Origin of the sequence: Burkholderia sp. Bp9015 (assembly GCF_003853505.1) — a bacterium.
GTDB lineage: Bacteria > Pseudomonadota > Gammaproteobacteria > Burkholderiales > Burkholderiaceae > Burkholderia.
Genome location: NZ_QTPZ01000048.1, coordinates 1 through 22,217 on the forward strand (window position 1 = coordinate 1; position 22,217 = coordinate 22,217).

Genomic DNA, 22,217 nt, shown 5'->3' on the forward strand with positions numbered 1-22,217 from the left:
AGTTCCACGTGTAGATCTCGTCGTACACGCGATCGATCAGCGCTTCCTTGCTCGGGAAGTACCGGTACAAGAGCGGCTGGGTGACGCCGATTTGCCGCGCGAGTTCGCGCGTGCTGCCGGAAAAGCCGTGCGTCGCGAAGTGCTCGATCGCCTTCTCGACGATCTGCCGCTCGCGCGCTTCCGGCGCGAGCCGGCGGCCCGGCGTGACGGCGTTGCCGTCGGCGTCCGTCCCACGCTCGCGGGCCGGCGTGCTGCGTTTTCTTTCGGTCATGCATCGGCTCCTGATGGCGCGCTTAAGCTATCGATCGAAAAATAACACGATCGGACCGTGCGGGCCGATCGCTGCGCCGCGGTCGCTGCGATGCGGGAGCGTTTGCCTAAGCGTACCGCGTCGCGTCGACCCCGCAGTCCGGCCGGGCGCCCGGGCGGCATATTCAGGAAAATTCAGGGCCGCCGCCATGACATTAAGACGTTCCTTAACTAGTCTTGCTTCCGAACCGCCGTTGGGACCGGACGCCAGTCGGCGCCCCCGGGCCGTTCGGCGTAACCGGAGCGGAACATGCGTTATCTGAACTCGCCGGACGCAGGCAGCACGTGCGCCGGCGCAACCGTCGCCATCCAGGAACCCGGGCCATGCCGACGCAGCCGGTAACCGCGGCCGCGGCGCCCGACCACGTGCGCGGCGAGGACGTGTTTCTCGCGTCGATCGCCGGCTACGTCGACACGCTCGGCTTCGTCGCGCTGTTCGGCCTGTTCACCGCGCACGTCACCGGCAACTTCATCCTGATCGGCTCGGGGCTGGCCGGCGTCGGGCAAGGGCTCGTGATCAAGTGGCTCGCATTCCCGGCCTTCATCGCCGGCATCGTCGGCGCGCGCGTGCTCGACCACCGGATGCGTTCGCTCGGCCACGGCCCGCGCGCGCGTTCGCTGTATGCACTGCAGGCCGTGCTGCTGGCCGGGTTCATGCTGGCCGGCGTGATGGCGTCGCCGATCGCGGACGCCGACGCACCGCGCACGATCCTGTGCGGCCTGCTCGGCGCCGCGGCGATGGGCGTCCAGAACGCGCACGGCCGGCTGACGGCGCGCTCGGTCGTCGCCAACACGGTGATGACGGGCAACGTCACGCAGGCGGTGATCGATGCGTTCGACTGGCTCGTGCCGCTTGCCGCGCCGGCCGAACGCGAAGCCGCGCGCGTGCGGCTGCGGCGCACGCTGCCGCCGGTCGCGGGCTTCGCGCTCGGGGCCGGCGCGGGGGCTGCAGCCTATGTGTCCGCCGCGTTCTGGGCGCTGGCATTGCCGCTCGCGGCCTTGTGCTTCCTGGCCTATCGATCCGGCCGGCCCGACGACGGGCCGGCGTCACGCTGAATCCGCGCGCGGCGTATGGCCGCGCTTGTCATTTTCAAGGAGATTTCGATGATTGCACTGAAGTTGCGACAGGTATTGCGGATGATGGCCGCATCGACGGCCATGTTCGGCGCATTGCTGGCGAGCGTGCCGGCCCATGCGGACGAGACACGCCTGCTCGATACCTCGTCAGGGAAGGTGCCGGCCGTCGCGGTCGGCCCGCAATACGACACGACGCACGTGTGCGTCGCGCCGGAAGACTTCGACCGCTTCACCGACAGCTTCGTCGCGACGTTCGGCGGCAAGAAGTCGCAGCAGGGCGTGTTCCAGGTCACGCCGACGCCGAGCCAGACGATGTCGCAGCTCGTGCTGACGCCGTTCGGCACGATTTCGGTGTTCGGCTTCAAGACGCCGATCCCGTATCCGTTCTGCGAGGAGCGCACCGGCTACCTCGTCACCGACATGGACGTCGCGATGAAATCGGCACGCGCGCACGGCGCGGACGTGGTCGTCGACACGTTCCCCGATCCGATCGGCCGCGACGCGATCATCCGCTGGCCGGGCGGCGTGAACATGCAGTTGTACTGGCACACCCAGGCGCCGCACTACGACCCGCTGCAGACGGTGCCGGAAAACCGCGTGTACGTGTCGCCGGAAAGCGCGAGCAAGCTGGTGCACGACTTCGTCGCGTTCTCGCGCGGCAAGGTCGTGTCCGACGTGCGCAAGGCGCCGGGCATCGAGATCGGCCGGCCGAACGACACGTATCGCCGCATCCGCATCGAGTCGGGCTTCGGCAGGATGACCGTGCTGGCGACCGACGGCCGTCTGCCTTACCCGTTCGGGCGTGAGATGACCGGCTACGAAGTGCCGGACCTCGCCGCCACGCTGGAGAAGGCCAAGGCCGCCGGCGTGACCGTGCTGGTGCCGCCCTTCACGTCGGACGGGCGCGATGCGGCGCTCGTGCAGTTCCCGGGCGGCTACGTCGCCGAGATCCACGCGCGGTCGAAGTAATGGCGCATCGGGCGATGAGGCGAGCGTGGCGGGGCGTGCTGCCGGCCGCCGTGCTGGCGGGCGGCGTCGCGACATACGCCGGGACGGCGGCCGCCGCCGAGGACACCGTGGCGCCGGCGCCGACCTCGGCCTCGGCCTCGGCCGCCGGCACGACATGCACCGCGAAGCGGCCCGCGGTGCTGTTCAACCGCTGGCAGGAAGACTGGTCGGTGCTCGCGAATCCGTGCGTGCCGCGCAAGCCGCTCGACGGGCTGAAGTACATCCCGCTCGGCGGCGACCCGTCGACCTACCTGTCGCTCGGCGCGAACCTGCGCGAGCGTTTCGAGCTGAACAACGCGCCGCTGTTCGGGCTCGGCGCCGCGCACGACGACAACTACGTGATCCAGCGCGCGACGGTGCACGCGGACCTGCGCTATGCCGGGCATTTCCAGGCGTTCGTGCAGTTCGTCGATGCGCGGCCGTTTGGCAAGGACACGGTCGGTACGGTGGACAAGGATCAGCTCGACATCGAGCAGGCGTTCGTCGCGTATGTCGACCAATTGGGCGGCGGCACGTTCAAGGCGCGGATCGGCCGGCAGGAAATGGCGTACGACCTGCAGCGGTTCGTGTCGGTGCGGGACGGCCCGAACGTTCGTCAGGCATTCGACGCGCTGTGGGCGGATTACGAAATCGGCAACTGGCGGCTGATCGGCTACGTGACGCGTCCGGTGCAATATCGCAACGACGCGGTGTTCGACGACGTGTCGAATCGGCACCTGCGCTTCGACGGCGTGCGGGTCGAGCACAACGCCGTGGGCCCAGGCGAACTGTCGGCCTACTGGTCACGCTATACGCGCGACAACGCGCGCTATCTCGCCGGCGCCGGCACCGAGCGGCGCGACGTGTTCGACATGCGCTACGCGGGCAAGTCTTCCGGGTTCGACTGGGACGCCGAAGCGATGCTGCAGACCGGCCACATCGGCCAGGACACGATCGGCGCATGGGCCTTTGGCGCGCTCGGCGGCTACACGTTCGCGAAAGCGCCGGGCACGCCGCGCATCGGCATCCAGGTCGACGGCGCGTCGGGCGACAAGCATCCCGGCGACGGGCGCATGGGCACGTTCAATCCGCTGTTCCCGAACGGCTATTACTTCACGCTCGCCGGCTACACCGGCTACAGCAACCTGATTCACGTGAAGCCGTCGCTGACGTTCAAGCCGGCCAGCAACGTGACGGTGCTGACCGCGGTCGGTTTCCAGTGGCGCCAGACGACCGCCGATGCGATCTACGGGCAGGGGATGCAGGCGGTGCCCGGCACGGCCGGCAAGGGCGGCGCGCGCACGGGCATGTATGCGCAGGCGCGCGTCGACTGGCTCGTCAATGCGAACGTGGCGCTGGCGGTCGAGGCCGTGCATTTCCAGGTCGCCGATTCGATTCGCGCGCTCGGCGCGCGCAATGCCGACTACGTCGGCATGGAGGCGAAGTTCGGCTGGTAACGCGGCAAGCCGCGCCGCGTCGCGCGGCTCACGGCTGCGCGCGTGCGAGCGCCTCGACGAAATCGATGAACGCGGTGACGCGCTTCGAGCCGCGCTGATTCGGCAGGTACAGCGCGGTCACGACCGAGCGCGCCGCATCGGGCGTGACGTCGTACGTTTCGAACAGCCTGCGCAGGCGGCCCGACTGGACATCGGCATCGACGAGCCAGTCGGGCAGCAGCGCGATGCCGGCGCCGTCGAGCACGGCCTCGCGCAACACTTCACTGTGATTCGATTTCAGGCGCCCGGCGACCAGCACCCGCGTCGTGCCGTGCGCATCGGCGAACGACCACGCCTGCTGGTCGCCGCCGAAGTGAAAGCGCACGCACGCGTGATCGACCAGTTCGCCCGGCGTTGCCGGCGTGCCGTGCGCGTCGAGATAGTCGTGGCTCGCGACGACGTAGCGCTGGAACGTCGCGAGCTGCCGTGCGACGACCTCCGCGGAAGGCGCCGCTTCGCCGAGCCGGATCGCGACGTCGATCCGGCCGGCGACGAGATCGACGCGTTCGTCGGTGAGCTGCAGGTCGAGGTCGAGTTTCGGATGGCGCGCGAGGAAGGCCGCGACATGCGGCGCGATGCGTCGCACGCCGTACGCGACCGGCACCGACACGCGCAGCGGTCCGGACGGCTCGTCGCCGCGATCGGAGACAAGCGCGTCCGCTTCCGCGAGCTCCTCGAGCAGCCGCTTCGCGCGCGCGTAGTACATGGAGCCGGCATCGGACAGCGTGACCTGGCGCGTCGTGCGGTTCAGCAGCGCGGTGCCGAGCGATGCCTCGAGCGCATCCACCGCGCGCACGACCGACGAGGCCGCGAGATCGAGACGGCGTCCCGCGCTCGAGAAGCCGCCGGCTTCCGCCACTTCCACGAACGCGCGCAGCGCGGAGAATTTGTCCATGTCGTCGCCTTTGTGCATGCCGCAACGATCCGTTGCGCGCCGTTCGCATTCTATCGCCGGCCGGCAAGCGCTATCGTTGAAACTGCAATCAACAGGAGAGCGCAATGAATTCCGTCGAAGTCACGGTCACCTACGACCTCATCTGCCCGTGGTGCTGGATCGCCGAGCGCAGGCTCGCGGAGGCGATCGACGCAGCGGGGCTGACCGGTGACGTGAAGGTCAGGTTCGTGCCATTCGAATTGAACCCGGCGATGCCGGCCGCAGGCATCGATCGCAAGGCATACCGCAGCGCGAAATTCGGCAGCTGGGCGCGCTCGCAGGCACTCGACGCGCAGGTGGCCGAGGCCGGCCGCGCGGCGGGCCTGGTGTTCGATCACGCGCGGATCGCGCGTACGCCGAACACCCGGCTCGCGCACCGGCTCGTCTGGTTCGCGCAGCAGCGCGGCAGTGCGGCCGCGCTCGTCGATGCATTGTTCGCCGCTTACTTCCGCGACGGCCGCGACATCGGCGATGCGGACGTGCTCGTGGAGATCGCGGTGGGCGCCGGCTTGCCGGGCGACGCGGTGCGGGCGTTCCTCGCGTCCGGCGAGGGGCTCGACGCGGTGATCGCGCTCGAGGCCGACGCGGTGCGCGCAGGCATCGCGTCGGTGCCGTCGACGCGCATCGGATCCACCGTCATCAGCGGCGCGCAACCGGCCGCCGTGTTTCTCGAGGCGTTGCTCGCCGCGCATCACGCGGCCGCCTGACTTGCCGCCGCCGGGGCCGTCGCGCCCCGGTTTTCAGAACGTTTCATGTCCGGCTCAGGATTATTGCGCGGGCGGCCGGTACGCTCGACGTCGTGCGGATGTCGCTTGCCGGACCGGCAGGCGCCGCGCGACGTCGATACGCAACCGGGGAAATCGGACATGAACAGGCTCAACCGGCGCATGCATGCGCTGCGCGCGGGCGCCATGCTGCTCGTCGCATGGTGCGTCGGCCTTCTCGCATCGGCCGCGTTCGCCGCCGAGCCGGGCGGCGGCACTCAGCCGCCGGGCTTCTACCGGCAGAAGCTCGGCGACCTGACGATCGTCGCGCTGTCCGACGGCACGCATCCGTTTCCGGTCGATACGGTTTTTCGCGATGTGTCGAAGGACGAGATCCGGCGCGATCTCGATCGGGCCTTTCTCGAGCCGCCGGTGCAAGGGTCGATCAATGCGTTCCTGGTCGACACGGGATCGCGGCGGATTCTCGTCGATACGGGCGCCGGCGTGCTGTACGGCGACTGCTGCGGAAAGCTGCTCGGCAACCTGCGCGCGGCAGGCTACGCGCCCGCGCAGATCGACGAGGTGCTGCTCACGCACCTGCACAAGGATCATGTCGGCGGCATCGTGACGGACGGGCGGATGACCTTTCCGAACGCGGTCGTCCGGGTGAACGAGATCGAGGCGGATTACTGGCTCGACCCGGACCACAAGGCGCAGGCGCCGGCGTTCCTGGCGTCGTTTTTCGACGCGGCGGCCGCGTCGGTCGCGCCGTATGTCGCGGCCGGCCGTTTCAGGACGTTTCGTGGCGAAGCGACGCTCGCGCCCGGCGTCCGCGCGGTGCCGATGCCCGGCCATACGCCGGGCCATACGGCCTATCTGATCGAGAGCGGCGATGCGGGACTGCTCGCATGGGGCGACATCGTGCACGTCGCGGCGATCCAGTTGCAGGATCCGGATGCGACCGTCCAGTACGACAGCGATGCCGATGCGGCGCGCCGCACGCGGCGCGACGTGCTCCGGCGCGTGGCCGGCCGGCGCTATCTGGTCGGCGCCGCGCACATCGCGTTTCCCGGGCTCGGGCACTTGCGCAGGGACGGGGAGCGGTACGACTGGGTGCCGGTCAACTACGACGCGACGCCGCTGCGCTGACCGGATGACGTGCGCGACGGTGTCAGCGCGTCATGCCGCGCCGCCATGCGCCTGGCGGATGGCCGACGATGCGCGCGAAGATGCGGTTCAGGTGGCTCTGGTCGGCGAAACCGCAGACGGCCGCGATTTCCGCGAGCGTCATGTCGGTCGTCTCGATCAGCTGGCGGGCCCGGATCACGCGCTGCTCGAGCAGCCACTGATGCGGCGTGCGCCCCGTCGTGCGCGAGAACGCGCGGATGAAATAGCCGCGCGACAGATCGCATTCGCTCGCGACTTCCTCGATCGATACGCCGAGGTTCGCCTTTTCCATCAGCAGTTCCTTCGCGAGCGCCGTCTTGGCCGGCGACAGCAGGCCCTTGCGCTGCAGGTCGCGCGCCTGCGCATTGCCGTAGCGGCTGGCGAGATGCGCGCCGATCGCGACCCCCATCTGCTCGACGAACAGCGTGTTGAGCGCGCCCGGCACGTCGAGGCTGTCGGCGACCGCGTGCGCGAGATGGCCGAGCACCGGGTCCTGCACGTCGGGCGCGCAGGTCAGGCCGGCGATCGCCGTGCCGTCGTGTTCGCGGCCGAGGCGGTCGAGATAGCTGTGCGACAGCTCGATCAGCACGAAATCGAACTTGCCGTACAGGTCGGCGCGGAAATTCCGGGAAAAGTCGCGAATGTAGATCGAGTCGTGCTGGAACCGCCGCTCGGATTTGCCGGCGCCGCCATAGATCGTGCGCCGGTGGCCGTCGTTCAGCGACACGCCGATCAGGAAGCCGCGATCGCTGGCGGCCATCTCGATGCGCTCGAAGTGTTCATCGCGCATGCATTTGCGGTGGAGCGTCAGGCCGCCGACCGACCGGTCGATATCCTTGGACAACAGGCTCGACACGCATCCGAGCGTATCTTTCGGCACCGCCGCGGGCACTGCGGCGAAAGGATCTGACATGACGGAACGTCCTTCAATGGGGTACGGCATACGAGCAGTTTTACGTGCAAGTTTATACGGCACACACATCCGGCTCAGCATAACTTGAATAAATGTCCGCTTGCTGACGAAAAAATCGCCGTCCGGCCGAGCGCCGGCGCCGACGCTCGACCTGCTGGCGGAAGCGACAGGTCGAACGATATCGCCCCATTTATATCCGCGCGGCCCGCGTATCCGCCGCGGGCCGAGGCGGCGGGCGCCAGTGCATTTTCGTTCAAGATTTTTATTGATATGGCGTTTAGACTCGGGCCACTTTTTGAGACTTTGCGCCCGCCTGCCGTGCAGCCGGGCGCGGACTCCCGCCCCGGTGAACCGCGTGTTCACATGGCGGTCATCGTGGGGAACCTGGAGGCGGCCATGATCCAGATCGGGAATTTGTCGGTGGATTTCGAGCAGCGCGACATACGCGACCACGGTGCGTCGTTGCGTATCGGCGCGCGTGCGCTCGACATACTGGAAGTATTGCATCGCGCGAACGGCTCCCTCGTATCGAAGGACGACATCATGGACGCGGTGTGGCCGGGCCTGATCGTCGAGGAGAACCGGCTGCAGGTGCACGTCGCGACGTTGCGCAAGGCGCTCGGCCCGAACCGCGACCTGATCAAGACGGTGCCGGGCCGCGGCTACCTGCTGATCGCGCATCCGCCGGTCGCGCACGTGGTGGCGCCGCGCGCGTCCGAAGTTGCGCCCGAGGCGGCCGCGGCACCCCATCCGGTGCCGCTCGTCGGGCGTCAGACCGAGATCGGGCAGATCGTCGACATGCTCGAGCGGGCATCGGTCGTCACGCTGGTGGGCGCGGGCGGCATCGGCAAGACGAGCCTGGCCGAGCGCGTCGCGCATGAACTGCGCAGCCGCGCCGGCGAGCGCGTGCTGTTCGTGGAACTGGCGCGCGCGGCGACGCGCGACGACGTGCTGCGCGCGATCGGCGCGGAACTCGGGCTCGACGCGGATGGCGTGCCGGCCGTCGAACGGATCGGCGAGGCCTTCGCCGCGTCGCGCGGCCTGCTCGTGCTCGACAACGCGGAGCACGTCGTCGACCTGGCGGCCGACCTCGTCGAAACGCTGACGTCGCACGCCGCGCCGCTGCGCGTGCTCGTGACGAGCCGCGAGCCGCTGCATATCTCGGTCGAGGCCGTGTTTCGCGTGAGTCCGCTGGCGGTGCCGGACGCCGATGCGGGCGTCGACGAGATCGCGCGCCATTCGGCCGTCGAGCTGTTCCTCGCGCGGATTCGCGCGGCCACGCCCGATTGCGCGGTCGATGCGGCCGGCATGCGGCTGATCGGCGACATCTGCCGGCGCCTCGACGGGCTGCCGCTCGCGATCGAGCTGGCCGCCGCGCGGGTCGCGACGCTCGGGCTCGAGGTCGTCGCGGCGCGTCTCGACGACCGGCTGAACCTGCTGACGGGCGGGCTGCGCTCGGCGTTGCCGCGCCACCAGACGCTGCGCGCCACGTTCGACTGGAGCTACGTGCTGCTGGATGCGGCCGCGCGGTCGCTGTTTCGCCGGATGGCCTGCTTCGTCGGCCCGTTTACGTTCGATGCCGCGCGTGATGTCGCGATGGACCCGGGCATGCCGTCCGCCGAAATGATCGCGCTGCTCGGCGAGCTGGTCGCGAAGTCGCTGGTGACCGTCGAGTTCAACGGCGCGCAGGCGCGCTACCGGCTGACCGAATCGACCCGCGCGTACGCGCTCGAAAAACTGCACAACGAAGGCGAGTTCGACACGGTCGCCGCACGTCATGCGCGCTACGAACGCGAGCAGGCGGATGCCGCGATGGCGGCCCAGGCCCAGGCCGCGCATGCGGCCAACCTGGGTGCCGGCGCGGGCATCGCGCCGCTGCGCGAACTCGCGGTGGCCGGGCCGCCGGCCGCGGAAATCGACGCGCTGGCGCATGCGTTGCTCGAACCGGCGCGCATGCGCGAAAGTTCGATCCCGGCGAGGCGCGCGCTCGACACGCTCGATGCCGGCGCCTACGGCGCCGTCGACGCGGCACGCGAGATGCGCCTGCGCGCGGCCTACGCGGCGGCGCTGCTGCATACCGACGGCGATACGCACACGGCCGCCGCGACGTGGGACAGGACGCTCGGTCTCGCCGGCCGGATCGGCGACGAGGCGTTCGACGCGCGCGCGCTGGTCGGGCTGTGGAACACGATGCTGACGCGCTCCGACATTCATGAATCGCTGCGCTACGCGACGCGCTTCGAGCGGGCCGCGGAGCGGCGCGGCGACCGGCCGCAGCGGCTGCTGGCGGACGCGATGGTCGCGACCTCGCTGCATTACTTCGGCGAGCATGCGCAGGCGCGCGAGCGGCTGGAGGCGGCGACGGCCGAGCTGGCCGTCGCCGGCGAGCCGCCCTGTGCGCAGGCGGCGCTGGGCATCGACGTCGCGACGCTCGGCCGGACGATGCTGACGCGGCTCGTCTGGCTGCAGGGCGATGCGGAATATGCGATGCGGCTGGCCGCGCAGGCGGTCGAATCCGCGCGCCGCAGCGGCTCGGCGCCGGCATTGTGCGTCGTGCTCGGCGCCGCGGCCGTGCCGATGGCGTTGTCCTACGGCGATCATGACGCGATTTCCGATTATCTGGAGACGCTGCGCTCGACCGCCGATGCGCACGGCTTCGACATCTGGCGCAGCCATGCCGAGTGTCTCGCCGGGCAGTTCGACATGCAGGCCGGCCATCCCGGCGCCGGGCTCGCGCGGCTCGAGCCCGCGCTGCGGCGCATCGAAGCGAGCGGCTTCCGGCGCCTGCTCGCGCCGCTGGTCGTCGCCTACGCGGAAGGGTTGACGCGCACGGGCCGCGCGGCCGACGCGTGCACGAAGCTCGACGCGACGCTCGCGCGCTGCCGCGCGCACGGCGAGCATCTGTTCGTGCCGGAACTGCTGCGCGCGAGGGGGCTGGCGATGCTCGAACAGGCCCGCACCGCCGACCCGGATCTCGCGATCGCGTGCGAAGCCGACGGGCACCGTCATCTGCTGATGGCGATTCATGCGGCGAACGGCCAGGGTGCCGCGATGTGGGCGCTGCGCGCCACGCTGGACCTGGCCGATCACCTGATCGAGCGCGGGCGCACCGCGCAGGCGTCGTCGCTGGTGGCCGACCTGTCGGGGCATGTCGACCCGCAATCGCGGGCGTTCGACGTGCGCCGCCTGGCGCGCCTGCAGAACTTCGTTCGCCCGGAGACGGCTGCGCCGACGGGCCTGACGCGCAGGCGACGCGAGGCGGCGGATGCGATGCAGTCGGCGGCGTAACGGCGTGCCGGGCCCGCGCCGGGCGCCGTCGCGTCCGCGCGCCGCGGCGCGGCGGCCTGATCGTGCAATGTTCAAGGGGGAAGGGATGGTCGGTGTATCGTCAAACCGGGTGCATGCCGCGTGCGGCCGCATGCCGGCGTTCGGCGCGAGCAGGGGGGGCTGACGGTGCTCGACACGACGGCATTCGCCGAAGCGGCGGACCTCATCGTCTACAACGGCAAGATCGCGACGCAGGACGCGCGGCAGTCGTTCGTGACCGCGCTCGCGGTGAAGGACGGCCGGATCCTCGCGAGCGGCAGCGGCCGCGACGTGCTGCGCCATGCGCGCGACGGCACGCCGCGCATCGACCTGAACGGCCGCACCGTGATCCCGGGGCTGAACGATTCGCACCTGCACATGATCCGCGGCGGCCTGAACTTCAACCTCGAGCTGCGCTGGGACGGCGTGCCGACGCTGGCCGACGCGCTCGGCATGCTGCGTCGCCAGGTGCTGCGCACGCCCGCGCCGCACTGGGTGCGCGTGGTCGGCGGCTGGACCGAATTCCAGTTCGCGGAAAAGCGCGGGCCGACGGTGGCCGAGCTCAACGCGATCGCGCCCGACACGCCGGTCTTCATCCTGCACCTGGGCGACAGCGCGCTGCTGAACGCGGCCGCGCTGCGCGCGATCGGCTACGGCCGCGACACGTCCGATCCGCCCGGCGGCGAGATCCAGCGCGATCGCCTCGGCCGGCCGACCGGCATGCTGATCGCGCGCCCCGACATGGGCATCCTGCATGCGGTGCTCGAGCGCGCGCCGAAGCTCGGCCACGACGACCAGATCAATTCGACGCGGCATTTCATGCGCGAACTGAACCGTTTCGGCGTGACGAGCACGATCGACGCGGGTGGCGATTTCCAGGCCTATCCGGACGACTACGCGGCGGTCATGGCGCTCGCGAAGCGCGGCGAACTGACGGTGCGCATCGCGTACAGCCTGTTCGTGCAGCAGGCGGGGCGCGAGCTCGACGACTACGCGCGGTGGGTGACGCTGGCCAAGCCCGGCGACGGCGACGCGTTCCTGCGGATGAACGGCGCCGGCGAACTGCTGGTGTATTCCGCGGCCGATTTCGGCAATTTTCTCGAACCACGCCCCGACCTGCCCGACGCGCTCGAGGCGGAACTGGCCGCCGTGGTCCGGCTGCTGGTGCGGCACCGCTGGCCGTTCCGGCTGCACGCGACCTACGACGAATCGATCGGCCGCTTCCTGAACGTGCTGGAAGCCGTGAACCGCGAGCTGCCGTTCGACGGGCTGCGCTGGTTCTTCGATCATTGCGAGACGATCTCGGATGCGAACATCGCGCGCATCGCCGCGCTCGGCGGCGGCGTGACGGTCCAGCACCGGATGGCGTTCCAGGGGGAGTACTTCATCGCGCGCTACGGCGCGGAAGCGGCCGCGCGCACGCCGCCGATCCGCGCGATGCTGGCGGCCGGACTGCCGGTCGGCGCGGGTACCGATGCGACGCGCATCGCGAGCTACAACCCGTTCCTGTCGCTGTACTGGATGGTGTCCGGGCGCACCGTCGGCGGCACGGCGCTTTATCCCGAATGGAACCGGCTCGGCCGGATGGAAGCGCTGCGCCGCTATACGGTCGGCAGCGCGTGGTTTTCGAACGAAGACGATCGCAAGGGCGCGCTGGTGCCCGGCCAGTACGCGGATTTCGCCGTGCTGACGGACGACTACTTCACGATCGACGAGGCGCAGATCAAGACGCTCTCCTCGGTGCTGACCGTCGTCGGCGGCAAGGTCGTGCATGCGGACGACGAGTTCGCGCCGCTGGCGCCGCCGCCGTTGCCGGTCAGCCCCGCGTGGTCGCCGGTGGTCGAATTCGGCGGTTTCGGCCGGCGTCGTCCCGCGGCGGCGTCGCTGCGCGCGGCGGGCGGCGGCAGCGCGGATGCCGCCCGCGCGGACGCCGGTGCCGTGCGCGGCCCCGCGGTGCGTTTCGCGCGGCGCCTGCAGGTGGCTGCGCGGGAAGTCGTCGAGCAGTGCGAAGCATTCGGTTATCCCGGCGTCGCCTCGTAGGCGGCAGGTCGGCGGGCCGGTGCTTGCGGCCCGATGAACAGACAATTTTCCGCCCCGGCGCGGGGCAGAAGGAGACGAGATGAGTGGAGCGCCGACGTGCGCACCCGCCGATGACGAAGTCGCCGGCGTTCGCATTCCGCGGACGCCGATGGCGATCGAAGCGGCCGAAGCGGCGTGTGCATCGTTGCCGCCGGTGCTGACCGGTCACGCATGCCGGGTGTTCGTCCTGGCGTCGCTTGCCGCGCGCCGTGCCGGCGAGACGCTCGATGCCGATGCGCTGTACGTGGCCGCGATGTACGCGAACATGGGACTGAGCCCCGCCTATTGCCGCTCGAGCGCGCGCTACGAGGTCGACAGCGCCGATGCCGCGCACGCGTTCCTGCTGCGGCATCACACGTCGCAGCGCCAGTGCGACGACGTGTGGCGCGCGATCGCGCTGCATACGACGCCCGGTGTGGCCGCGCGCGTCTCGCCGCTGGCGTGCGCGCTGGCCGAGGCTGTGGCGGCGGACCTGATGGCGAGCGGCTTCGACGCGTATTCGGTGGACGAGCGTCGGGCGCTGCTCGCCGCGTATCCGCGCGAAGACGGGTTCGGCGACGCGTTCCTCGATGCGGTCGCACGTGGCGTCGCGCACCGGCCGGCGTCGACGTTCGGCACGTGGAGCGCCGATGTGCTCGAGCGTGCCGACCCGGATTTTCAGCGGCCGAATTTCTGCGGGCGCGTGCTGGGTGCGCGCTGGAAGGACGTTTGACGGCTTCGTTCCGGAGCCGGCGGCGCGAGCTTGCCGCGGCGGCAGCTTGGCCGCTGTTGCGGTGCCTGGGCGTTCAGGTGCTCAGGCGCTCGGACGTCCATGCGTCAAAGCGCCCAAACGCCCAAACGTTCAAACGTTCAAACGTTCAAACGTTCAAACGTTCAAACGTTCGCGCCCGCCGCGTCATGACGCGCATAGTCGACGTATCCCGCGCGGTCGCCGCCATACCAGCCGACCGGCTTCGGCGCGGCGAGCGGCGCCTTCGCCGCGATGCGCTCGACGAGGTCGGGGTTTGCGATGTAGGCGCGTGCGAACGCGACGAGATCGGCGTCGCCCGCATCGATCAGCGCATTCGCGGCTTCCGGCGCGATGCCGCCGTTGACGATCAGCGTGCCGCGGTACGCGTTGCGCGTGTTCGCGACGATGCGCGGCAGGTCGGGTTCGCCGCTCCAGCCGTTGGTGTCCGCCGCGTGTACATAGGCGACGCCGGCTTCGTCGAGCATGCGGCCGACGTACGCATACGTCGCATCCGGATCCGCGTCGCGCACGTTGTTGTACTTCGCGTACGGCGAGATGCGCACGCCCACCCGATCGAGCGGCAGCACGCCGCCGACCGCGTCGACGATTTCCTCGAGAAAGCGCGCGCGGTTCGGGAGCGAGCCGCCGTAGCGGTCGTCGCGGCGGTTCAGCGTCGACGACAGGAACTGGTGCGGCAGGTAGCCGTTGGCCGCGTGAATCTCGACGCCGTCGAAGCCGGCCGCCTTCGCGCGCAGCGCCGCCTGGCGGAATTCCTCGACCGTCGCGGCGACCTCGTCGGTCGTCATCGCGCGCGACGGCGTCGCGTGAATCTTCGTGTAGTAGCCGTTCTGCAACTGCGCCCACACCTGCAGCTGTTCGAGATCGTCGTTGACGCCGGACGGCGACAGCGGCGCTTCGCCGCCGAGCAGCGTCAGCGAGCTGACCCGGCCGCCGTGCCAGAGCTGCGCGAAGATGCGCCCGCCGTTCGCATGAACTGCGTCGGTGACCTGTTTCCAGCCGGCCGCCTGCTCGTCGGTGACGAGCCCGGGCGTCAGTTCGAACGCCGCGGAGGCCGGGCTGACGTTGGTCGCTTCGGTGACGATCAGGCCGGCGGATGCGCGCTGGGCGTAGTACTCGGCCATGAGCGCGGTCGGCTGGCCGCGCGAAGGCGCGCGAGAACGCGTCATCGGCCCCATCACGATACGGTTGGGAAGCGGCAGGCCGCGCAGATCGTAGTGGCTGAGCAGGGAAGACATGAAGGATTCCTCTTCAGTGGAGCAGGGCGCCGCCGCATGTCGTCCGGTTGCGGCCGGTGCGGCGGCTGGCGCTGCGGAAAATCGGAGATGACGTGCCGGCAGCATTCCGGTGCGCGAAGCGCCCGCTCGGGATTCGCGCGTGAACCGGTGCCGGCGCCGGTTCACGCCTGGGCGTGGCGTTGCGCGTGCGGGCGCCCGATCACGAGGTAGTGGGCGAGCGCGACGATCGGGAACGCGCCGGCGACGGCCGCGACGAGCGGCCAGCCGCCATGCTCGTACAGCGGGCTCGCGAGCGCGGAGCCGACGGCGCCGCCGACGAAGATGCTGGTCATGTACAGCGCGTTCAGGCGGTTGCGGCTCGCCGCATGCAGCGCGTAGATCTCGCGCTGGCCGAGCACCATGTTCATCTGCACCGCGAAGTCGAGCACGATGCCCGTGACGACGAGGCCGTACAGCCCGGCGCCATGGACCAGCGCGACTGCGTACGACAGCGCACCCGCGACCAGCGCGATCAGCGTTGCCCGCACCGTGTGCCCGGCATCCGCGAGGCGGCCGGCGACGGGCGCCGACGTCGCGCCGATCGCACCGACCAGCGCGAACAGGCCGATGGCCGATTGCGACAGGCCGTAGTGACGCGTGAGCTCGACCGGCACGGCGGTCCAGAACAGGCTGAACGACGCGAACATCAGGCCCTGGTAGAACGCGCGATGGCGCAGCACCGGCATCGTGCGGACCAGATGCAGCAGCGAGCCGATCAGTTCGAAATAGGTCGCGCGGTGATCGGGCTGGCGCGACGGGATCGTCAGCGCGAGCACGGCCGTCACGAGCGTCATCAGCACGGCGGCGGCCGCGAACACGAAGCGCCAGCCGAACGCGTCGGCCACCACGCTCGACAGCGGGCGCGCGAGCAGGATGCCGAGCAGCAGCCCGCTCATGATCGTGCCGACCACGCGGCCGCGCGAATGATCGGGCGCGAGGTGCGCGGCGAGCGGCACCAGGATCTGCACGGCGACCGAGCTGAAGCCGATCAGCAGCGAGATCGCGAGGAACGGCCCGGGCGTATGCACCATCGCCGCCGCCGCGAGGCTCGCGATCGACACGACGGCGGTCGTGATCATCAGCTTGCGGTTCTCGAGCAGGTCGCCGAGCGGCACGATGAAGAACAGGCCGAGCGCGTAGCCGATCTGCGTCAGCGACACGATGAGGCTCGCGGTTTCGCCCGACATGTGCAGGCTGGGTGCGATGAGTTCGGTGATCGGCTGCGCGTAGTACAGGTTCGCGACGATCGCGCCGCAACTGAACGCGAACAGCAGGATGAGGCCCTGCGTGAGCTTGGCCGCGTGCCCCTGGGGCGCGAGCGGGGTGGATTCTGCTGACATGGTCGACTCCTTCGAAAGAGATGTCGGGTGCCCGGTCGTCGGGCGGATGATGCGGTGTGGGTCGCGGCGAAACGGAAGCCGCCGCATTGCCGTCAAGATTATTGATCGATCGATAACAAGGGAATACGGCCGCCGCGCAATCGAGCATTGCGCGGCGCGCAAAGGGGGCGGATCGCGGGCGCGCAGGTGGACGCCGGTGGCGGCGAGCCTGGCCGACGCGAGCGCGCAGGCGGACGCCCGGGGGCGGCCAGATGGCCGCGCAACGGTTCGCCGTGCGTGTCGGGAAAGGTGGTCAGGCGGCGCAGTACCGCGACCGCGCCGCCCTGAGCGGGCGACGGCCGGTCGCGACGTTCGTGGACGGCGGCCTCGCGGCCGATGCAATTCAGCGTGACGGCGGCAGCCAGGCCCGCGATGGAGCCGCCGGCGATCGCGATCTTCATGATGGCCTCTCGTCGCGGGCCTCCGGCGCGGATATCGCGGATCGCGAAGCCCATGAAACCAGTCTGGATCGCGCGGGCTGAATTGTCCTAAAACGCCGCCTTAAATCACTTGATTCATGCGCTGCGCGATGCGGGTGGCCTTCAGCCTCGCTGGCCCTGCAGCGTCGGGATCTGCGCGAACAGGCCGGCGAGCCAGTCGACGAAGACCTTGAGCTTGACGGGCGTGTGCCGGTTGGGCGGATACAGGATCGAGATCGGCCGCGGCGGCGTGTTGAAATCGGTCAGCACCTCGCGCAGGCGTCCCGATTTCAGGTACGGCTCGACCAGGTACAGCGAGGTCTTGATCAGGCCGATCCCCGCGACGCCGCACGCGATGTAGGTGTCGGCGTCGTTGACCGCGACCGTGCCGCACATCTGGATGATGCGCGTTTCGCCGTCGACGACGTAGTCCCACGGCCGCGGCCGGCCCGTATCGGCCGACATGTGGCTGACCGCGATGTGCTGCGCGAGGTCGTCCACCGTGTCGGGTGCGCCGCAGCGCTCGAGATACGCGGGGGCCGCGCAGGTGCAGGTGGTGAGGCTGCCGATCCGTTTCGCGACCAGCCCCGAGTCGTCGAGCGCGCCGATGCGCACGACGCAATCGACCCCCTCGCCGACGAGGTCGATCTGCCGGTCCGTCACGCCGAGTTCGACCGAGATGCCCGGGTGGGCGGCGAGGAATTCGGGCAGCGCGGGCACCATGATCTGTTTCGCCATCGCCGGCGGCAGGTTCACCTTCAGGCGGCCGCGCGGCACGTTGCGCGCCTGCGAGACGGCCGCTTCCATGTCGTCGATCTCGCGCAGCACGCCGACGCAGCGTTCGTAATAGGCCTGCCCGTCCTCGGTCAGCGAGATGCGGCGCGTCGTGCGGTTCAGCAGCCGGCAGCCGAGATGCTGTTCGAGCGTGCTCAGCAGCGCGGACACGCGCGGCGTCGTGAGCCCGGTGGTGTCCGACGCGCGCGTGAAGCTGCCCGTCTCGACGATGCGCGTGAACACGCGCATCGAAAGCAAGGTATCCATCGTTCAGAAATCTCCAGCCTGTCGGGTTGCCGGCGCCGGTCCGTGCCGGCGCGGTCGGTTGTGAGGTGCGGCTATGCGTCGATCCGTTTCCTGAGCGAATCGCCGGCGAACGGCATTTCGCGCATGCGCTGGCCGGTCGCGTCGAAGATCGCGTTGGCCAGCGCGCCCGCGGTCGGCCCCATCGACGCCTCGGCCGCGCCGAGGAACGGCGCACCGGGGCGATTGATCAGATGCACCTTGATGCTTTGCGGGGCCGAGCCGAACCGCAGGATCGGATAGCTGCTCCAGTCGAAACTGCGAATGCGCTGCGTATCGTATTTCAGCGCCTCGTACAGTGTCCAGCTGGCGGCCTGCACGATGCCGCCCTCGATCTGGTTGCGGATGCCGTCCGGCGACACGACCTGGCCGGCGTCGACCGCGACTTCCGCGCGATCGAGCGTCACGTGGCCCGTCTCCGGCTCGACCGTGATCTCGATCGCGATCGCGACGTAGGCCATCAGGTTCTTGTACTTGCCGAACGCGAAGCCGACGCCGCGATTGCGCGCGCGCGGCGGCCGCGGCCAGCCGAACCGGGCCGCGGCGAGCTGGATCACCTGCCGCGCGCGTGGGTCCTGCATGTGGCGCAGGCGGAATTCGACCGGATCGACGCCGGCGGCGTGCGCGAGCTCGTCCATGAAGCTCTCGATGGCCCACACGTTGGTGTGCGCGCCGAGCGAGCGCATCGCGGAAGTCTGCAGCGGCATCGTCGGCGAGAAGTTGTTGACGATGTGCATGTTGGGCAGCGCGTAGAGCGGGATCGCGTTGCGATCGCCGCCGCCCTCGGGCTGCAGCATCGGCGTCGACGGCGCGGACACGAACGGCGGCTCGAGCATCCGCGCGGGCAGCAGCCGGCCGGCGTTGACGATGCGCTCGTTGTGCGAGCTGCTCCACAGCGCATAGTTCCAGTCGACGATGCGACCGCCCGCGTCGAGCGACGCGCTGAGCTCGGTGACCATCGCCGGCGTGAAGTGGTCCCACGTATGTTCCTGCTCGCGCATCCATTGCACGCGGATCGGCTTGCCGGGCATCGCCGCCGCGATCAGCGCCGCATGCGCGGCCGCATCGTCCGCGCCGTTGTGCCCGTAGCAGCCGGAACCCTCGGTGTGAATGCAGCGCACGCTCGCCTTCGGCAGCGACAGCATCTCGGCAAGGGCGTCGCGCAGCGGGTACACGCCCTGCGAGTGGGTCCACACCGTCAGCGTGCCGTTCTCGAGATGCGCGACCGAACACGACGGCCCGATCGAGCCGTGCAGCAGGTAGTTCTTCAGGAACGTGGCGGACAGCGTCTTCGTCGCAGGCGCGGTGGGCGCATGCGTGTTGGCGATTTCGATGCGCTGGGTCGCGATCCGCTTGAGCTCCGCGTGGACCGTCGCGCGATCGGGCAGCGTGCGGCCGCCCGACCAGCGGCAGCTTGCGGCCAGCGCGCGCTGCGCGACGACCGCCTGCCATTCGCCATGCGCGACGACCGCGAGCATGCTGCCGTTGCGCACGATCCGCACGACGCCCGGCAGCTTCAGGATCGCGGCTTCGTCGAACGACTGCAGCGCCGCGTCGTACACCGGCGGCATCACGACGCGCGCGTGCAGCATGCCCGGCAGTTCCATGTCCTGCACGTAGCTGACGCCGCCCGTGACCTTGTTCGGGATGTCGACGCGCGGCAGCGACGTGCCGATCACGGTGAACGTGGCCGGGGGCTTCAGCGGCGAGGTCGGCGTCGCGTTGCGGTGCAGGTCGACGGTGCGCACCGCGTCGCCGTAGCGCATCGTGCGGCCGTCCGGCGCCTTGATGACGGCATCGGCGACGGTGAGCGTGCGCGGATCGACGCCGAACTGCTTCGCCGCGCCGTCGACCAGCAGCCCGCGCACCTGCGCGGCGGCGTTCAGCAGCGCGGAGCCGCTGTCCGCCATCGTGTGGCTGCCGGCCGTCAGGCCCTCGTCCGGCGACGCGCCGGTGTCGGCGGTCAGGAACGTGATCAGCGAGGGCTTCATGTTCAGCTCCTCGGCGGCTACCTGCAGCAACGCGGTGCGCACGCCGGTGCCGAGCTCGACCTTGCCGGTAAACACGGTGACCTTGCCGTCGGGCGCGATCTTGATCCACGCGTCGAGCAGCGGGTTGGTCTTGAGGCTGCCGGCCAGCGTTTCGGTGGCCTTGGCGACGTGGACGGCGGCGCCTTCGTCCGCGATCACGACTTCGGCGGCCGCGCGCGCGGCCGGCGCGAGGCTGAACGCGACGAAGAGCGCGCCGGAGACCATGAAGTGCCGGCGGCCTTCGTCGATGTCGTCGGGTGCGTTCATCAGATTCCCTTGCTGATCATGACCGGCGCGGCGGACGGTTCCGGCTCCGGCAGGCCCGCGACCTGGCGCACGGCGGCCAGGATCCGCATGTGGGTGCCGCAACGGCACAGGTTCGGTTCCATGTGGGTGCGCAGCTCGCGTTCGGTCGGTTTCGGGTTGCGTTCGAGCAGCGCCTGCGCGCGCATGATCATGCCCGCGATGCAGTAGCCGCACTGCGCCGCCTGGTGGTCGATGAACGCCCGTTGAAGCTTGCCCGGATGGTCGGCCGTGCCGAGGCTTTCGACGGTTCTGACGCGGCGCTCGCCGAGCGCGGCGACCGGAATCAGGCACGAGAACATCGGCTTGTCGTCGACGATCACGGTACATGCGCCGCATTGTCCGAGGCCGCAGCCGAATTTCGCGCCGTGCAGGTGCAGGTCGTTGCGCAGCGCGTACAGCAGCGGCGTCGACGGATCGATGTCGAGCGTGTGCCGCACGCCGTTCACGGTGAGGGCGATCATGGTGCGCGGTCCTCCTTTCTGAGCTTCGCGGCTAGGGTGTCGATGCCGCTCCATGCGGGGCGATCGGAATACGTCTCGCGCAGGTAGGCGGCGAGATCCGCGATCTGCGCGTCGTCGTACTGGTCGAGGTAGGACGGCATGTAGTTCAGCGTGTCCTCGCCATGCCAGCCGATGCCGTTGAACATCATCTGGATCGCGTTGCGCGGCGTGTCGGCATGGATGGCCGTGCTGAACGCGAGCGTCGGCCGCTCGCCGATCGACTGCATCGGCGAGGCCGGCCCGTGACACTGCGCGCACGACGCCTGGAACAGCACCGCGCCGCGCTGCGCGGCCGGCGTCGTCGGGCCGTGTTCCACGGCGGCCGTCGTGGCGGGACGCGCGGCGGCCGGCTTCTGGATGGACAGGATGTACGCGGCGATCGCCTCGACGTCTTCCGCCGGCACCGTCGCGAGATCGCGCGTGACCGGCAGCATCGGTCCGGCAGCCGCGCCGTGCTCGCTCGCGCGGCCGGTGCGCAGGTACGTGACCAGTTGCGCTTGCGTCCACGGCCGGGCCGCGTTGCCGAGCGTGTTGAGCGGCGGCGCGTCCCAGCCGTCGACGATGCCGCCGTCGAACGCCTTGCCGGCCTGTTCGCCGCCGATCGCGTTCAGCGGCGAATGGCAGGACGCGCAGTGCCCGAGGCCGTCGACGAGCATCTTGCCGCGATTCCATTGCGCGGATTGCGACGGATCGGGCTGGTACGCGCCCTCGCGCAGGAACAGCACGTTCCAGAACGCGACCAGCGGCCGGAAGTTGAGCGGGAAGATCAGGTCGTTCGCCGGCGTCTTCGTCTGCACCGGTTCGCGCGTCATCAGGTACGCGTATGCGGCCTCGATGTCCTGGTCGGACATCCGCGTGAAATGGATGTACGGAAACGCCGGGTAGAGCGGATGGCCGTCGCGGGCGATGCCGCTGCGCAGCGCCCGCGCGAACGCGGCCTGCGACCAGCGGCCGATGCCCGTGTCGGCATCCGGCGTGATGTTGGTCGCGTAGATCGTGCCGAACGGCGTCGCGAGCGGCAGGCCGCCGGCGAACGGCTTGCCGTCCTTCGCGGTGTGGCACACGACGCAGTCGCCAAGCGCGACGACGCGTGCGCCCGCGCGCACGAGCTGCGGATCGAAAGACGTGCGCGCGGGCGGATCGACCGGCGCGATCGACGGCCGGACCATGATGCCGATCGCGACCGCGAGACCGACGACCGCGACAACCGCCGCGCCGAACCAGAGTCGTTTGTGCTTCATGCGTACTCCCGGCGAGCCGGTTCCGGCGTCATGCGGTCGGCGGGGCAACGGAGCGGACGCCGGCCGTGCGGTTCGCACGCCGCGGCGCGGATCCGCTTGCCGTGACAGGCGGGCCAGCGCGCGCGGCTTTGCCGGCGCGTGCCGGCGCAGGAAATTGCAGCAGGGGCCGCCGGGTGGCGACGGTGCATGGCCGACCGGTTCGGCCATGACAAGCCGGTCCGGCGGCAGCGATTCGCGGCGGAGATCATGTCGTCGCTCCAGGAGAGGT

The 22,217-nt window shown here is 69.9% G+C and carries 18 protein-coding genes; 8 read left to right on the forward strand and 10 right to left on the reverse strand.

The features are described from left to right. Positions 1–271: TetR/AcrR family transcriptional regulator (locus DIE12_RS33840; RefSeq protein WP_148092728.1), on the reverse strand; the 271-nt coding region annotated here is incomplete at its 3' end. 362 nt (positions 272–633) lie between these two features. On the opposite strand from DIE12_RS33840, the gene DIE12_RS33845 reads away from it, so the two are divergent. Genes DIE12_RS33845 through DIE12_RS33855 form a run of 3 tightly spaced genes read left to right on the forward strand, consistent with a single transcriptional unit; the run spans position 634 to position 3,830 of the window. Then, the gene (locus DIE12_RS33845; protein ID WP_044847097.1) at positions 634–1,365 is read left to right on the forward strand and encodes a YoaK family protein; all 732 of its coding nucleotides are present in this window, start codon (positions 634–636) and stop codon (positions 1,363–1,365) included. A gap of 48 nt (positions 1,366–1,413) precedes the next feature. Beyond that, on the forward strand, positions 1,414–2,355 hold the full coding sequence (locus tag DIE12_RS33850; RefSeq protein ID WP_124521135.1) for a glyoxalase: 942 nt from the start codon (positions 1,414–1,416) through the stop codon (positions 2,353–2,355). Positions 2,356–2,369: 14 nt separating this feature from the next. After that, positions 2,370–3,830 (forward strand): alginate export family protein, encoded by a 1,461-nt coding sequence (locus DIE12_RS33855; RefSeq protein ID WP_260427858.1) that lies wholly within the window; start codon positions 2,370–2,372, stop codon positions 3,828–3,830. A gap of 28 nt (positions 3,831–3,858) precedes the next feature. Here DIE12_RS33855 and DIE12_RS33860 read toward each other — a convergent pair whose 3' ends face one another. After that, on the reverse strand, positions 3,859–4,764 hold the full coding sequence (locus DIE12_RS33860) for a LysR family transcriptional regulator (protein ID WP_124521131.1): 906 nt from the start codon (positions 4,762–4,764) through the stop codon (positions 3,859–3,861). A 104-nt stretch (positions 4,765–4,868) separates the two neighbouring features. Here DIE12_RS33860 and DIE12_RS33865 point away from each other — a divergent pair, with 104 nt between their 5' ends. Both DIE12_RS33865 and DIE12_RS33870 read left to right on the forward strand, forming a co-directional pair. After that, positions 4,869–5,510, forward strand: coding sequence for a DsbA family oxidoreductase (locus DIE12_RS33865; protein ID WP_124521129.1), 642 nt, complete (start codon positions 4,869–4,871; stop codon positions 5,508–5,510). A 204-nt stretch (positions 5,511–5,714) separates the two neighbouring features. Further along, positions 5,715–6,656 (forward strand): MBL fold metallo-hydrolase, encoded by a 942-nt coding sequence (locus DIE12_RS33870; protein WP_124522893.1) that lies wholly within the window; start codon positions 5,715–5,717, stop codon positions 6,654–6,656. 22 nt (positions 6,657–6,678) lie between these two features. Here DIE12_RS33870 and DIE12_RS33875 read toward each other — a convergent pair whose 3' ends face one another. Beyond that, positions 6,679–7,587 (reverse strand): AraC family transcriptional regulator, encoded by a 909-nt coding sequence (locus DIE12_RS33875; protein WP_124522880.1) that lies wholly within the window; start codon positions 7,585–7,587, stop codon positions 6,679–6,681. Positions 7,588–7,983: 396 nt separating this feature from the next. Here DIE12_RS33875 and DIE12_RS33880 point away from each other — a divergent pair, with 396 nt between their 5' ends. The 3 genes from DIE12_RS33880 to DIE12_RS33890 all read left to right on the forward strand — a co-directional run bounded on the left by DIE12_RS33880 (position 7,984) and on the right by DIE12_RS33890 (position 13,684). Beyond that, complete coding sequence (locus DIE12_RS33880) at positions 7,984–10,875, forward strand: winged helix-turn-helix domain-containing protein (RefSeq protein ID WP_124521127.1); 2,892 nt, start codon at positions 7,984–7,986, stop codon at positions 10,873–10,875. A 165-nt stretch (positions 10,876–11,040) separates the two neighbouring features. Beyond that, entirely contained in the window at positions 11,041–12,933 is a 1,893-nt protein-coding gene (locus DIE12_RS33885) for an amidohydrolase (RefSeq protein ID WP_124521125.1), read from the forward strand. Positions 12,934–13,012: 79 nt separating this feature from the next. Continuing rightward, complete coding sequence (locus DIE12_RS33890) at positions 13,013–13,684, forward strand: phosphohydrolase (RefSeq protein ID WP_124521123.1); 672 nt, start codon at positions 13,013–13,015, stop codon at positions 13,682–13,684. 161 nt (positions 13,685–13,845) lie between these two features. On the opposite strand, the gene DIE12_RS33895 is transcribed toward DIE12_RS33890, so the two are convergent. The 7 genes from DIE12_RS33895 to DIE12_RS33925 all read right to left on the reverse strand — a co-directional run bounded on the left by DIE12_RS33895 (position 13,846) and on the right by DIE12_RS33925 (position 21,949). Beyond that, positions 13,846–14,958, reverse strand: a complete 1,113-nt coding sequence (locus DIE12_RS33895) for an alkene reductase (protein WP_124488028.1) — start codon at positions 14,956–14,958, stop codon at positions 13,846–13,848. A 161-nt stretch (positions 14,959–15,119) separates the two neighbouring features. After that, a complete protein-coding gene (locus tag DIE12_RS33900) occupies positions 15,120–16,337 on the reverse strand; it encodes an MFS transporter (RefSeq protein ID WP_044847102.1) in 1,218 nt (405 codons plus the stop codon). Between the two features lie 98 nt (positions 16,338–16,435). Beyond that, positions 16,436–16,777 (reverse strand): hypothetical protein, encoded by a 342-nt coding sequence (locus DIE12_RS33905; protein ID WP_124522878.1) that lies wholly within the window; start codon positions 16,775–16,777, stop codon positions 16,436–16,438. 141 nt (positions 16,778–16,918) lie between these two features. Continuing rightward, complete coding sequence (locus DIE12_RS33910) at positions 16,919–17,836, reverse strand: LysR family transcriptional regulator (protein ID WP_044847103.1); 918 nt, start codon at positions 17,834–17,836, stop codon at positions 16,919–16,921. Between the two features lie 71 nt (positions 17,837–17,907). Then, complete coding sequence (locus DIE12_RS33915; protein WP_124521118.1) at positions 17,908–20,169, reverse strand: molybdopterin cofactor-binding domain-containing protein; 2,262 nt, start codon at positions 20,167–20,169, stop codon at positions 17,908–17,910. After that, on the reverse strand, positions 20,169–20,669 hold the full coding sequence (locus DIE12_RS33920; RefSeq protein WP_124522876.1) for a (2Fe-2S)-binding protein: 501 nt from the start codon (positions 20,667–20,669) through the stop codon (positions 20,169–20,171). Before DIE12_RS33920 ends, DIE12_RS33915 begins: the two co-directional genes overlap by 1 nt. After that, complete coding sequence (locus DIE12_RS33925; RefSeq protein WP_124521116.1) at positions 20,666–21,949, reverse strand: cytochrome c; 1,284 nt, start codon at positions 21,947–21,949, stop codon at positions 20,666–20,668. The genes DIE12_RS33920 and DIE12_RS33925 overlap by 4 nt, the downstream gene beginning before the upstream one ends. Positions 21,950–22,217 lie beyond the last annotated feature (268 nt).

Coding starts and splice junctions, on each gene's coding strand:
- DIE12_RS33845 (WP_044847097.1), top strand. CDS start 634: ATGCCGACGCAGCCGGTAACCGCGGCCGCGGCGCCCGACCACGTGCGC.
- DIE12_RS33855 (WP_260427858.1), top strand. CDS start 2,370: ATGAGGCGAGCGTGGCGGGGCGTGCTGCCGGCCGCCGTGCTGGCGGGC.
- DIE12_RS33915 (WP_124521118.1), bottom strand. CDS start 20,169: ATGAACGCACCCGACGACATCGACGAAGGCCGCCGGCACTTCATGGTC.
- DIE12_RS33895 (WP_124488028.1), bottom strand. CDS start 14,958: ATGTCTTCCCTGCTCAGCCACTACGATCTGCGCGGCCTGCCGCTTCCC.
- DIE12_RS33925 (WP_124521116.1), bottom strand. CDS start 21,949: ATGAAGCACAAACGACTCTGGTTCGGCGCGGCGGTTGTCGCGGTCGTC.
- DIE12_RS33860 (WP_124521131.1), bottom strand. CDS start 4,764: ATGGACAAATTCTCCGCGCTGCGCGCGTTCGTGGAAGTGGCGGAAGCC.
- DIE12_RS33880 (WP_124521127.1), top strand. CDS start 7,984: ATGATCCAGATCGGGAATTTGTCGGTGGATTTCGAGCAGCGCGACATA.
- DIE12_RS33865 (WP_124521129.1), top strand. CDS start 4,869: ATGAATTCCGTCGAAGTCACGGTCACCTACGACCTCATCTGCCCGTGG.
- DIE12_RS33875 (WP_124522880.1), bottom strand. CDS start 7,587: ATGTCAGATCCTTTCGCCGCAGTGCCCGCGGCGGTGCCGAAAGATACG.
- DIE12_RS33850 (WP_124521135.1), top strand. CDS start 1,414: ATGATTGCACTGAAGTTGCGACAGGTATTGCGGATGATGGCCGCATCG.
- DIE12_RS33900 (WP_044847102.1), bottom strand. CDS start 16,337: ATGTCAGCAGAATCCACCCCGCTCGCGCCCCAGGGGCACGCGGCCAAG.
- DIE12_RS33870 (WP_124522893.1), top strand. CDS start 5,715: ATGCTGCTCGTCGCATGGTGCGTCGGCCTTCTCGCATCGGCCGCGTTC.
- DIE12_RS33890 (WP_124521123.1), top strand. CDS start 13,013: ATGAGTGGAGCGCCGACGTGCGCACCCGCCGATGACGAAGTCGCCGGC.
- DIE12_RS33910 (WP_044847103.1), bottom strand. CDS start 17,836: ATGGATACCTTGCTTTCGATGCGCGTGTTCACGCGCATCGTCGAGACG.
- DIE12_RS33905 (WP_124522878.1), bottom strand. CDS start 16,777: ATGAAGATCGCGATCGCCGGCGGCTCCATCGCGGGCCTGGCTGCCGCC.
- DIE12_RS33920 (WP_124522876.1), bottom strand. CDS start 20,669: ATGATCGCCCTCACCGTGAACGGCGTGCGGCACACGCTCGACATCGAT.